General features: G+C 35.6%; 10 protein-coding genes. 4 read left to right on the top strand and 6 right to left on the bottom strand.

Annotated elements, in window-relative coordinates; translation table 11 throughout:
• Positions 1–75: 75 nt before the first annotated feature.
• The 3 genes from AC5LXI_RS11590 to AC5LXI_RS11580 form a co-directional block, all read right to left on the bottom strand.
• Complete coding sequence (locus tag AC5LXI_RS11590; protein ID WP_493442470.1) at positions 76–624, bottom strand: MltR family transcriptional regulator; 549 nt, start codon at positions 622–624, stop codon at positions 76–78.
• A gap of 6 nt (positions 625–630) precedes the next feature.
• Positions 631–1,791: a mannitol-1-phosphate 5-dehydrogenase gene (locus AC5LXI_RS11585; protein ID WP_493442469.1), complete on the bottom strand. Its 1,161-nt coding sequence runs from the start codon at positions 1,789–1,791 to the stop codon at positions 631–633.
• 65 nt (positions 1,792–1,856) lie between these two features.
• Complete coding sequence (locus AC5LXI_RS11580; protein ID WP_493442468.1) at positions 1,857–3,737, bottom strand: PTS mannitol transporter subunit IICBA; 1,881 nt, start codon at positions 3,735–3,737, stop codon at positions 1,857–1,859.
• A 400-nt stretch (positions 3,738–4,137) separates the two neighbouring features.
• Between AC5LXI_RS11580 and AC5LXI_RS11575 the strand changes: the two genes are divergently transcribed.
• From AC5LXI_RS11575 to AC5LXI_RS11565, 3 genes are all read left to right on the top strand, one after another.
• Positions 4,138–4,458 carry a hypothetical protein gene (locus tag AC5LXI_RS11575; protein ID WP_493442467.1) on the top strand — a complete coding sequence of 107 codons (321 nt, stop codon included), beginning with the start codon at positions 4,138–4,140 and terminating at the stop codon, positions 4,456–4,458.
• A gap of 192 nt (positions 4,459–4,650) precedes the next feature.
• Complete coding sequence (locus AC5LXI_RS11570; RefSeq protein ID WP_493442466.1) at positions 4,651–5,442, top strand: hypothetical protein; 792 nt, start codon at positions 4,651–4,653, stop codon at positions 5,440–5,442.
• 95 nt (positions 5,443–5,537) lie between these two features.
• Positions 5,538–6,329, top strand: coding sequence for a hypothetical protein (locus tag AC5LXI_RS11565; RefSeq protein ID WP_493442465.1), 792 nt, complete (start codon positions 5,538–5,540; stop codon positions 6,327–6,329).
• Positions 6,330–6,605: 276 nt separating this feature from the next.
• Here the strand turns inward: AC5LXI_RS11565 and glmS are convergent, their stop codons facing one another.
• The 3 genes from glmS to AC5LXI_RS11550 all read right to left on the bottom strand — a co-directional run bounded on the left by glmS (position 6,606) and on the right by AC5LXI_RS11550 (position 11,280).
• A complete protein-coding gene (glmS, locus tag AC5LXI_RS11560; RefSeq protein WP_493442464.1) occupies positions 6,606–8,438 on the bottom strand; it encodes a glutamine--fructose-6-phosphate transaminase (isomerizing) in 1,833 nt (610 codons plus the stop codon).
• Between the two features lie 3 nt (positions 8,439–8,441).
• A complete protein-coding gene (gene glmU, locus AC5LXI_RS11555) occupies positions 8,442–9,824 on the bottom strand; it encodes a bifunctional UDP-N-acetylglucosamine diphosphorylase/glucosamine-1-phosphate N-acetyltransferase GlmU (RefSeq protein WP_493442463.1) in 1,383 nt (460 codons plus the stop codon).
• Between the two features lie 139 nt (positions 9,825–9,963).
• Entirely contained in the window at positions 9,964–11,280 is a 1,317-nt protein-coding gene (locus AC5LXI_RS11550) for an MFS transporter (protein WP_493442462.1), read from the bottom strand.
• 482 nt (positions 11,281–11,762) lie between these two features.
• Between AC5LXI_RS11550 and AC5LXI_RS11545 the strand changes: the two genes are divergently transcribed.
• On the top strand, positions 11,763–13,139 hold the full coding sequence (locus AC5LXI_RS11545) for an MFS transporter (protein ID WP_493442461.1): 1,377 nt from the start codon (positions 11,763–11,765) through the stop codon (positions 13,137–13,139).
• The last annotated feature ends 16 nt before the right edge of the window (positions 13,140–13,155 follow it).

Here is a 13,155-nt window from a genome sequence, read left to right as displayed (position 1 = left end):
AAAAATAGCTGTTTTGGGATTAAAAATCCCTTTTATATGAATTCAAAATTCGATTAGACAAATTAATCAGTATAATTATTCAGGAAAATAATCAATTTTCTGTTTATTTACAATTCGTAAGGTTAAATCCGTGATGGCAATGATTAATGCCGAGCGGATCATCTGTTGATAACGGTTTTGGTACATGGATGATTTTAAGGTGTCGACAATACCATTGTCTTGATTGGGTGGATAGTTCCAGTTAGGCGGAAGTATCATATCATGCAATAAGCTGATAGGTCCTAGGATTTCATCATCTAGATAGGTGTAGTTTTTGTCGTCTTGTTCAAGCTCGTCTAAAATCGCCATTAACAATTCAATATCTTCATAATCTTCACGGGTAATAATTCCTAGCGCATAGAGTAACTTTAAACAGACTGATGTGTCATTAAGTGGCCCGTTTTTGCCCATTAATGATGGAATAACAAACTTGATGGCATGAGGCTCTTTACGAAAGACTTTTAATATCAATTGATTAACGCTGTCATTAATTAGTTTGATAGCAACCTTGAGCAAGCTGTGTATATCAGCTTGCTGGTTGAGTTTTTCAAGTATAGTGTCTTCTGCTAATGGCTGCTTTGGCATTGTCAATTAAAATTGATGATTTTGCATAGCAGTATAAAGTTGTTCGATTTGACTAACAACTGGATTATCATTTTCAATACCAGAAATATCACAAAACGCTTGTTTTAAACCTTTGTTTGCAATCTGATTTGCTAGGTCGATTGCTTGTTCGTCATCATTATTACGATAGTTAAGTGCAGCTGCAATTCCAATAAGTAAATTTTGGTTACTGAGTTGATATTCAAACGTGCCAAGTAATGGTTTGATTAAACGGTCGCCTGAACCTAGTTTGCGTATTGGTTGACGACCCACTCGGGCGGTATCATCATGAAGATAAGGGTTTTCAAATCGAGTTAGGATTTTTTCAATATAAGCTTGATGTTTGGCTGGCTCAAAGTGATAGCGTTTGATCAGCACTTGACCACTTTCTTCCATTGCGCCGCGTACAATTTTACGTATTTTATCATTTAAAATAGCATCGCGAATAGTACCAATGTTGTGGTAGAAACCGAGATAGGCTGTAATGGCGTGTCCGGTATTTAAAGTAAATAGTTTACGCTCCACAAAAGCCATTAGGTTATCAACCGGTTCCATCCCTTTAATTTGGGGGATCGCACCAATAAATTGGGTTTTATCGACAATCCATTCAGAGAATGTTTCAACTGTTACTTCTAAAATATCACCGGTTTTAGAGGTTGCTGGTGGCACAATGCGGTCCACGGCGGAATCAACAAAACCAATATGTTCATTAACCCATTGAAGAAGATCATCAGGTAAATATTTAACAATTTCTTGTTTAAATTGGCTGGTACCGCGCACCATATTTTCGCATGCAATAATATTGAGTGGGGCATTATTGCCTTGTGAATGTCGAGCGATAATACCTTGTGCAACACTTTGTGCGATGCGAGCTAAAATTTGAGGACCCACTGCAGTTGTAACCAGATCGGCTTTGGCGATGTAATCACTGACTTTTGGTGAGGTGCTGTTGATTGCATCAACATTCTTAACTGTTTCGGTGATCGATTGTTCACCCACCACATTGACAGGATATTGATGACGGTTTGCAAGTTCATCAATAACTTGTTGATTAACATCTGCAAAGGTGACATGGACACCCGCATCGGATAATAGTTTACCAATAAAACCACGCCCAATATTGCCGGCGCCAAAATGTAATGCTTGCATAATAATAACCCTTAATCTTGAATCGTTTTTATGAACACTTCCTACCTTAGTAGGAAGTGGTTAAGTTAGCTTAATATTGCTAAGACTTCTTGAATATCGCTAGTTGTAGCTAGTTTTGCAATAATCTTATCGTCGTCAAGTGCATTAGTTAATTTTGCGATAACGTCAAGATGTTCATTGTTGCGAGCGGCAATGCCAATCACAATTTTAGCTTTGTCTTGCTCTTCTTCACCAAATTGTACACCCGCTGGGTATTGGCAAAATACGATACCGGTATTAATAACATCTTCTTTCGCTTCAATAGTGCCGTGCGGAACAGCTATAGATTCGCCTAAATAGGTGGATGTTAAACGTTCACGTTCTAACATGGCTTCGATATAAGTTGGTTTAACGTAACCGTTTTCGACCAATTTTTGTCCTGCAAAGCGAATAGCTTCTTCTTTAGTTTGTGCAGTTAAGCCTAAAAAGATATTTTTCTCACTTAACTTAAACAGAGGTTGTTGGTTCTGTGATTCTTTTGTAGGCGCAACTTTTTGGCCTTGAGCTTTCACTAAATCATTTACTAAATTAGCATATAAATTACTGTCTAAAAAGTTAGTTAATGAAATATGGTATGCGTTTGGTGCATATTGTTTTGCACGTGCAGTTAAGTCTTTATGGGTGATGACGATATCAGCATCAGTTGGCAAGTTATTTATTGCTAAGTTTGTCACATTGATACCTAAATGAGCATCTTCTATTTTTTTACGTAACACACCTGCGCCCATGGCACTTGAGCCCATACCTGCATCACAAGCGACGATGATTTTTTTCACGTTAGCAAGATCAAGTTTACCACTTTCTCCTTTGGCTTCGCTTTTCATTGCAGTGACATCAGATTTTGCTTCATCTAAACTTTTACCATTATCTTTTGTGGTTTTTAATAAAATTGCTGACACAATAAATGAGACTGTAGTTGCTGCAAGTACAGATACTGTTACTCCTAAATATGAACCTTTTGCCATACTCATTACTGCGAAGATAGAACCTGGTGATGCTGGTGCAGCTAAACCAGCGTTAAATAATGTTAAAGTGAATACACCAGTCATGCCGCCTAAAATCACAGAGATAATGAGTCTTGGATTCATTAAGACATAAGGGAAGTAAATTTCATGGATACCACCAAAGAAGTGAATAATTGCCGCACCACTAGCCGACCCTTTTGCTGCACCTTTACCAAAGAACATATAAGCAAGTAATAAACCTAAGCCTGGTCCTGGGTTTGCTTCAATCAAGAAGAATATAGATTTACCTGTTTCTGCTACTTGTGTTACACCTAGAGATGTAAATACGCCGTGATTAATTGCATTGTTGAGAAATAGTATTTTTGCTGGTTCAACAAGGATTGAAGTCAATGGTAATAAACCATGATCTACCATGAATTGTACAGCAACAATAAGTACATTAGTTAATGAAGCAACAGCAGGACCAATCCCGAAGTAAGCGATAAGCGCAAGAATCATACCAATAATGCCAGCTGAAAAGTTATTAACTAACATTTCAAAGCCACTTTTGATTTTGCCATCAATTAACTTATCGAACTGTTTAATACACCATCCACCTAAAGGACCGGAAATCATTGCACCTAAAAACATTGGGATAGATACACCGACAATTACGCCAATTGTGGTAACCGCACCAACTACCCCCCCTCGTTCTCCATAAACTAATTTACCTCCTGTATAACCAATTAGTAGGGGAAGTAGGTAAGTGATCATTGGTCCGATAAAAGCAGTTGATACCCCTTCATTTGGAAACCATCCCCCAGCGTTAGGGTCATTAGCGTTATATAAAAAAATTGCGGTTATAAAACCCCAAGCAATAAATGCGCCGATATTTGGCATCACCATATTACTTAAAAACCGCCCAAAATTTTGGACTTTTAGTTTAATGTTTGATGTTGTCATATAAATCTTTCCTTTTTGATTGATATAATCATTATGCAACTATTGTAGAAGTATTTAGTTAGTAGATTCATCAAAAATAATCAAAAAATGTGACGAATGTCACATTGTTAAAAGCGGGGTATTTTCTGATTTTGTGATTTAGATCACATTTTTGCCTTTGATTACCACAAGAATGGTCAATTGGACGTTGGATGAGTGAATAGAATTGGCGGCTATCAGAGTAAAGTAAAGGTAAACATGATAATTTATTGATACGTTATCAATATTTTATTGAATTATTGAGAATAGTTTTATCTCAGATTAAAATTTGTTAGTATGCACTTGTTATAGATGTAAACCAGTTTTGTCAAATTTTATTTAGTAGATTCGATGAAGAATCATTATTTTAATTAGAGGTAAGATGAAAGCGCTCTCAATTTTTGGATTAATTTTAGCTATAATATCTGTTTTTATTCCATTTTTCGGTTTACTTTTAGCTATGTTATGTAGTTTATTGGCGTTAATTACTTTTGTTAAACAACCGATTATTTCTACTACTATATTCGGCATTAATATTATTAGTACCGCATTTTTTTCTCCGCTGTTAGCTGCTATAGCAAGTAGTACTGGTTTTAGCAGTTATCAAATGTTTGTTTTCTTCCATATAATATTACTATTCATTGCGGTTATTTTATTTTTTATTTTCGGTAAAAAAACACTGCAGCATAATCCACCAATTTAGACTAAAAAATCAATTTGCTAAATAATTTTGAGACTTTATAAAGTTGCTTAAGTAATAGATTAGTAAATATTCATACTCACTTTGCTTTTATTAATCCAATTTAACAACGCTTATAATTGATAGCGTGTATAATCAGTAAAGATTGTATAATATTTGTAACGCGAAAATAATGGATATAGGAAAGTACTAGGTATGAAAAAATTAATATTTATCGTGTTATTTACTTTTAGTTATTATTCTTATTCCGAAGTAAATATAAAAGTATATAACAATTATTTAATATACTCTTATCCTGAATTATCACCTCATTCAACTACGATAAAGAGACAAGAAATTTCCTCAACGTTACCTTTCAACCTTCCATTTACTAAAGTTGCTGGGAAAAATACAATTATAGAATGCCAAAAAAATGGTTTTATTACTTTCATTCATAAAAAAAATCTAGGTTTGTGGCTAATTGATTATGAGAAAAAATTTAGATTGATTAGTAACTCTTTTGTTAATTCGAGTTCTGAAGCAAAGTCAACTCAGATTTCTAAGTATGATATTACTTTCAATGAAAATAATGATATCCAAAAAGAGTCGTTATCTAAAAATGACTTTTTTGATATTAATACCAACTATATTTATGATGAGAAGAAAAGATTAATCAATTTTTTAGAAAAAGTTAATGCTTTTTTTGTAATGAATAAAATTGATTATACAAATCAAAATTTAGCTAAATTAATTAAGAGTGAAAATGTTGAAGACCCAGAACTTTTTTCATCAGATGAAACCAGCAATGAAATAATAGAATATATATATGATGATGAAAATAGAATAATTCAAACAAAACAATCGATGTATTTAGCTGAGACCAAAAACAGAATTAATATGGATTGTTTTTTCATCAACCATAATAAGCATGGTGATTGGACAAAAGGTTATTGTTCCGCAAACAAAAAAAATCTAGGCGATTTTAAGAGAGAAATAGAATATTGGTAATTATATTAAAATGAATATTATCCTTTACTATATTTAATTAAAAATTTCTTTATGATAAAAATAGTTAAGATATTAATAATAAAAAGAGAATATAGATGAAAAAGCTTTTATTAGTAGTATGCTGTTTTTTTAATTTTTATGCCTTCGCATCTGTTGATGATGAACGTAACCATATTCGTGTTACTAATAATTATCTCTTTCTACTTTTTCCTGAGTATATTCCGCATTCTGTTCCTATAAAAAAACAAGAATTACTTATTAAAAATATCCAACCAACATCTTCTGTCAGTAATTTAGAAGTATATTCAGATGATAATGGTCTTATTATAGAAGAATCTGCTCCTGATAAAAAAGGTCTGATTATGGATTATGAGATGCAAGTTTTAACACGAAATGAAAAAGGAACTTTCGTTAATTATTCAGTACAATTTGATGATCAAAAAAACGTTACAGAAATTAAAGATTCTAACCAAAAAATAACTTCTTATTATAAATATGATGAACAAGGAAAATTGATTTCTTCAAATGAAAATGTAGATGGGAAAAATTATATAGGAACTTATTTATATGATAAAAACAATAATCTTATTCAGCATAACGAACGAGAAATTGAAACCATTAGGCCCAAAAAAATACTTACTTTTCTGTCAACAAATTTATATTATTATGATGATGAAAATAGACTGATTTCTTCCATTTCAAAACAGGAGGATCCATTACTAAACGGAAACACTGCATCGTTACCCAAAGATATCAATGAGTCTAAGTATCGAATATCTACTTGTTACTATAGTCAATATAATGAACACGGTGATTGGACTGTTAGCCAATGTTTTAACGGTAATAGTGAATTAGATATGTCGATAACACGAAAGTTAGAATATTAGTATGCATAAGGTAAACAATTAATAGTGATTGTGCTAAGTCTTATTAGTCAATATATGTATGTTGAAGTAGATGGGGAATTGTTTAATAATTAGATAATTTTTATATGCCAGAAGCGTCTCATCATTCTAAATCGATTAATTCGCAAGAAATAAATATTCATATCGTTGCGATATTCTTTTTCTTTTTCTTTATCCAATTGATTTAATGTGAGAACTCTAATTTTGATGATGATATCATAACTATATATATTAAGTCCTCACATTTAATCTAATAAATTACTCCACTGTCACCGATTTTGCTAGGTTACGTGGTTGGTCGACATCGGTACCTTTAATTAGGGCGACATGATAAGCAAGTAATTGCGTCGGAACTGTGTAGTAGATTGGCGCAGTAAATTCTTCAATATGGGGTAAGTTGATAATATGCATAGTATCGTCACTGACAAAACCTGCATCTTGCTCGGCAAACACATAAAGTTGACCACCACGGGCACGCACTTCTTCAATATTGGCTTTAAGTTTTTCAAGTAAGTCATTGGTCGGTGCCATTACAATCACTGGCATATCGGCATCAATTAACGCTAATGGACCATGTTTTAATTCACCAGCGGCGTAAGCTTCGGCATGAATGTAGGAGATCTCTTTTAATTTTAATGACGCTTCCATGGCGATTGGGTACTCGTCGCCACGGCCTAAAAATAGTGCATGGTGTTTATTGACAAAGTGACCTGTAAGTTTTTTGATTATTGGTTCGGCCATTAACACTTGTTCAATGCGGTTTGGTAAGGTTTGCAGAGCATGGACGATCGCTTGTTCGGTGATTTCGGCCATGTTATTAAGTCGCCCTAATTTGGCCACTAAAAGTAATAATACTGTCAATTGGGTGGTAAAAGCTTTGGTTGAAGCAACGCCAATTTCAACGCCAGCTTTGGTCAATAACACCAAATCCGCTTCACGTACCAGAGTGGAGGCCGCCACATTACAGACGGCAAGGGTACTTAGGTAATTATTCTCTTTTGCTAAGCGTAATGCCGCAAGGGTATCTGCCGTTTCACCTGATTGTGAAAGGGTGATAAATAAACTGTTTTTACGACGCGCGGGGTTTCGATAGCGGAATTCTGAAGCGATTTCAACGTCACAAGGAATACCGGCCAAGGCTTCAAACCAATAACGAGCCACCATACCAGCATTATAAGCGGTGCCACAAGCGACGATTTGCACATGTTCAACTTGTTTAAGAATATTTTCAGCATCGACACCAAGTTCAGATAAATCCACTTTGCCATGCGCCATTCGGCCTTCAAGCGTATTTTTGATGGCATTAGGTTGTTCGTAAATCTCTTTCTGCATGTAGTGGTTAAAACCGGCTTTACTGCCTGCGTCATATTTAGCATCAGACTCAATACAAGGGCGATCGACTTCTTGATAACTTTTGTCAAAGATGGTTACTGTGCGATGGGTGACTAACGCAATATCACCTTCCTCTAAAAAGATAAATTGCCGAGTAACCGGTAATAACGCTAGCTGATCTGAGGCAATAAAGTTTTCGCCAACACCACAACCAATTACTAATGGGCTACCTGATCGGGCGGCGACTAAAATGTCTGGATTGCGAGTATCCATTACCACTGTGCCATAAGCACCGCGTAATTGCGGGATTGCTTTTTGTACCGCTTCGAACAGTGAGCAATCTTCGGTTGCAATAATATTGTGAATTAAGTGAGCAATAACTTCAGTATCGGTTTCTGAACGAAATTGGTAGCCTTTTGCGATGAGTGTTTCACGTAGCGGCTCAAAATTTTCGATAATGCCATTATGTACAACGACAATAAAGCCTGATACATGTGGGTGGGCATTATGTTCGACCGGTTCGCCGTGCGTTGCCCAGCGAGTATGTGCAATCCCTGTTGACCCTTTGATCGGATGTTCGTCTAGTGCATCTTTAAGCGCCTTTACTTTTCCGACACGTCTTACTCGCTGTAACTCACCAGTAGGTGAGATAATTGCCAGTCCAGCAGAATCATAACCACGGTATTCTAATCGCTTTAACCCCTCTAACAATATTTCTGCCACATCACGTTTGGCGATAGCGCCCACAATACCACACATTGTTTATTCCTCTTTCAATTTAGTTGGTCTTTTCCAGCCGGCAAGTTGTCTCTGTTTTACACGACTAACCACAAGTTCATTGTCGTTTACATCATTGGTTACTGTTGTTCCCGCGGCAATTGTTGCGCCTTTACCAATTTTGACAGGTGCAATGAGTTGAGTGTCTGAACCGACAAATACATCGTCTTCAATTATGGTTTTAAATTTGTTCGCACCATCATAGTTACAGGTAATTGTGCCAGCGCCAATGTTGACGTTGCTACCAATTTCACTATCACCTAAATAACTTAAATGTCCTGCTTTGCTGGCCTTACCAAGATGAGCTTTTTTCAATTCGACAAAGTTACCCACATGCGCATGATCATCAAGTTTGCTGCCCGGTCGTATTCTGGCAAAAGGGCCGATAGTACAATGCTCGGCAATGACTGAATCTTCAATAACTGTGTAAGGACTAATTTGGCTGTTATCAGCAATGGTGCAGTTTTTCAAAATAGAGCCGGCACCGATAAAGACACTGTTTCCTAATTTAACCTCACCTTGAATAATCACGTTAGTATCAATTGTGACATCCTTGCCATGGGTTAACTTACCGCGTAAATCAAAGCGTGCCGGATCGAGTAACGTGACGCCAGCAAGTAGAAGTTGTTCAGCTTGATGTTGTTGATAATGGCGCTCTAAGGTTGCTAACTGCAAACGATTGTTAACGCCTTCAACTTCGAATTTTTTAACTGGATGGGATGTTAAAATCTGGTAACCATCTTGGTGAGCAAAAGCGATAATATCAGTTAAATAGTACTCTTTTTGCGCATTGTTATTGTTTAAGCGTGATAGCCATTGTTTAAGTAATTTACCTGTCACTAGCATGATGCCAGTATTAATTTCAGTGATTTTTTGCTGCTCAGCATTGGCATCTTTTTGTTCAACAATAGCGACCACTTTACCGTCTTGGCGTTCGATTCGACCATAACCAGTTGGATCATCTAAAATCACGGTCAATAAGGCAATGCCTTCTTGTGGTTTACTGGCGATAAGATTTTGTAACGTTTCAATTGAGATAAGAGGCGTGTCACCATACAAAATTAAGATATCTTCATCATCTTGAATAAATGGGATAGCTTGTTGAACAGCATGTCCTGTACCTAGCTGCTCTGCTTGATAAACCAGTTGTACAGGTTGATCTTGTAACGATTTTTCTAGCTCGCTTTTGCCATGACCATAAACAATATTGATACGATCGGTATTAAGTTGTTGAACGGTATCAATAACATGTTGTAACATCGGCTTACCGCCGATTTTATGTAAAACTTTAGGTAGGTTGGAATACATCCGTGTGCCTTTTCCTGCCGCCAAAATAATAGCACTGCGCTTTGGAGGTGAAATTGCCATAATCAGTTCCGGTCTGGTTAAATAAGGCTAATACTATAATCAAAGTTTTCCACGAAATCATCACGAAATTGTTAATTTTTATCCCAAAAAAAGTTTTACGATTATCTAATCAGCTAATCTTTGTACCGTAACTTCATTATTAAATTGACTCTAGACTTTTGTTATAGGTCTCAATACCTAAAATATAGACGGCTATAGCCTGTATGCATAACAAAATAGCGATCATCGAGGTTACCATTAATATACCGCCATAGTTATATAACAAGACGACAAAGAATGGCATGATAATTGAGGATATACGACCAAAGATGACGCAAATTGCCGATAACCGCATTCTAACATCGGTTGGAAAAAGTTCAGGGATATAACCGGCTTGGATTACCGAAACCAAATAATAGATTAACGAAAAGGTAACAAAACCACAAAGTGTAGCATATAATTGTGATGAACTAAGTGCGTATAAAATCCCTGATAATGCTGCAAGTAATGAACCGAAGATTATTGCCGGTTTTCGTCCTATTTTGTCAGTTAAACAATAGGCAAAAACTGCTCCGGTTGGTCCCCCTAAGGTCATAAGTACAGTGATAGTTAGTGATAGATTAGCCGATATTCCTTGACTTACCATTAAGGACGGTAGCCAAGCGACAAAACCATAAATAGAAATACTCTGTACTACCATCATTAGTGACCCTAAAAATATTCGTTTACGAAAACGTGGCTCAAAAACACTAATTTTAGGTTTAATATATAAATTTGAGTGGTTATCAGTATTGGGTGTCGGTAAATTACCTTGGTAATACTTATTTTCAATATTACTGACAATGATTTCCGCTTCTTGTTTTCGTCCTTTTCTACTTAACCATCGAGGTGATTCAGGCAGTTGCTTGCGAGCTATATATACTAATAATCCACCAAGACCAGCAATCACAAACATTGTTCGCCAACCGGCTAATGGAATGATTAGCCAACTAGTAAAGGTAACAAAAAATAGACCAAATTGACCAATAAATGACATGAGAGCCCCCCAACGGCCACGGTGGGAAGGCGGGATAAATTCACTCAGTAAACCATAACCGACAACAATTTCAGCGCCTAATCCAATACCGGTTAAAAATCTAAAGAAAATTAACCAGTACATATCAGGTGTCAAAGCACAGGCAATTGATGCAAAACCAAATATCAGCAAATTAATTTGATAGGTAGATTTGCGGCCATGTTTATCACCAAGGTATCCAGCCATAATTGAGCCGAGTAACATGCCTAATGAAGTTCCAGATAAAAAACAGGCATTTAAATGTAATGTAGACCAGTTTTCCTCAATTAAAATACTTAAAACCGAATTAGCCAGATAATTATCAAAACCGTCAAAAAACATTCCTCCACCAATAATAATCAGTAAATTTCGATGAAAAGAACTGATCGGGAGTCGATCAAGTCGTGCTGCTAAATTACTCATTATTGCTCCTAATCATTTAATTTTTAAAAAGATAAAATACTATTGCAACTGTCAATTTTTCTATGCTTTTGCTAATTCGTTTCGCTCATAGCAATAAATATTAAGTAATCATTAATATCCCTAATGATTAATCAAAATAATAATGTAATATTCCAAGAAAAAATGATTAATTCAAACAAAAAATCTTTTTTATGTGCGCTATTTCACAAAATTTGCAGAATATTATTGGTGTGGTATATCAATACATATGGTTTTTTAATTTTTAATTATTTACATAATTTAATGATTATAATTAAATTTTATTCAATTCGTTTATTCAAAAATAACAACATCACAATCCAACATGAATTCTTTGAATAAAAGAATTTATGTTGACTTTAAAAAATAATGGTGTCATATTTTGTCTGTTTTCAAAAAAAGGTGATTATTAATTAATAATTAATCGCTTGGTTGTTTGGCTTAATTGAATAAGGTTGGAAGCAATGAATGAGATAACAAAACCCTATTGTGGGGCAAGATTAGATAGGTTACCAACAAGCAAAAATCAATGGAAAATTTTTGGTTTAGTGGCGTTTGGTTTGTTGGTTAGTTGGAGTAATGCAATTGGTGGTTTAATGCTCGCCCAATTGCAGGAAATCGGTTGGACAAACAATAACATTACCGCGATCTTTTCGTCGCTAACTACTGCTGGTATGTTTTTTGGTGCTTTTATCGGCGGGATTATTGGCGATAGGATTGGCAGAAGAAAAAGCTACCTGCTTTTTGTCTTTATCCATATTATTTCGATGGTTATTGGTGCTATGTCACCTAATATGACGTTTTTAATTGCCTGTCGATTTGTTATGGGATTTGCCCTCGGTGCCTTACTAGTAACATTATTTGCCGGTTTTACTGAATATGTTCCTAGTAAAACAAGGGGAACATGGTCTGCACGTGCTTCGTTTATAGGAAATTGGTCTTATCCTGTTTGTTCATTGATTGCCATGGCTATTACTCCGGCTATCGCCCCGGAAATGAATTGGCGTATACAGCTTTTAGTTCCCGCTTTTTTATCGACTATACTCTTTTGGGTTACCTATCGTCATTTTCCCGAATCGCCTCGATGGCTTGAATCTCAAGGTAGATATGCCGAAGCTGAAAAAATAGTTTCAGATATTGAAAAACGTGTTGTTGCCGAAACAGGTAAAACATTACCGCCATATGAGAAACTGGATAATGCTAAAGAAACCAATATCTCCTATTCACAACTGTTTCAAGGGGAATTATTAAAACGTGTCATTTTAGGATCATTTGTTCTTATCGCAATGAATGTCGTGCAGTACACCCTAATTAATTGGCTACCAACCATCTTTTTAAAACAAGGTATCAATTTAAAAGATTCAGTTTTATTAAATACGATGAGTATGTTTGGTGCACCAATCGGCATATTTATTGCGATGTTCATTATTGACAAAATTCCAAGAAAAATAATGGGTATTGGTCTATTAATTATTATTGCTGTCTTAGGCTATATATATTCATTACAAAGCGATATGACAACAATTTCTATCTTGGGATTTTTCTTAATTACCTTCGTTTATATGTATGTGTGTTATGCATCAGCAGTTTATGTGCCAGAAATATGGCCAACAGCTGCAAAAATGCGTGGTGCAGGACTTGCCAATGCTGTCGGGCGAGTGAGTGGCATCATTGCACCATATGGTGTGGCCTATTTTTTAAATACTTCAGGTGTTGTTGGCGTGTTCTTACTACTTGGTGGCGTGGCTATTGCTACCGCGTTAATCATTGCCATTGTTGGTATTGAGACGAGGAGCGCATCAGTTGAGGATATTGGTAATATTGTTAAAAAAGAGAGTTAATTTAATTTGGAGAGTG

It is taken from the genome of Gilliamella sp. LMG 34361, assembly GCF_984569075.1.
The sequence above is the reverse complement of the archived record's forward strand: the minus strand, read 5'-3'. Positions and strand labels throughout refer to the sequence as shown.

Coding starts and splice junctions, on each gene's coding strand:
- AC5LXI_RS11590 (WP_493442470.1), bottom strand. CDS start 624: ATGCCAAAGCAGCCATTAGCAGAAGACACTATACTTGAAAAACTCAAC.
- AC5LXI_RS11585 (WP_493442469.1), bottom strand. CDS start 1,791: ATGCAAGCATTACATTTTGGCGCCGGCAATATTGGGCGTGGTTTTATT.
- AC5LXI_RS11580 (WP_493442468.1), bottom strand. CDS start 3,737: ATGACAACATCAAACATTAAACTAAAAGTCCAAAATTTTGGGCGGTTT.
- AC5LXI_RS11575 (WP_493442467.1), top strand. CDS start 4,138: ATGAAAGCGCTCTCAATTTTTGGATTAATTTTAGCTATAATATCTGTT.
- AC5LXI_RS11570 (WP_493442466.1), top strand. CDS start 4,651: ATGAAAAAATTAATATTTATCGTGTTATTTACTTTTAGTTATTATTCT.
- AC5LXI_RS11565 (WP_493442465.1), top strand. CDS start 5,538: ATGAAAAAGCTTTTATTAGTAGTATGCTGTTTTTTTAATTTTTATGCC.
- glmS (WP_493442464.1), bottom strand. CDS start 8,438: ATGTGTGGTATTGTGGGCGCTATCGCCAAACGTGATGTGGCAGAAATA.
- glmU (WP_493442463.1), bottom strand. CDS start 9,824: ATGGCAATTTCACCTCCAAAGCGCAGTGCTATTATTTTGGCGGCAGGA.
- AC5LXI_RS11550 (WP_493442462.1), bottom strand. CDS start 11,280: ATGAGTAATTTAGCAGCACGACTTGATCGACTCCCGATCAGTTCTTTT.
- AC5LXI_RS11545 (WP_493442461.1), top strand. CDS start 11,763: ATGAATGAGATAACAAAACCCTATTGTGGGGCAAGATTAGATAGGTTA.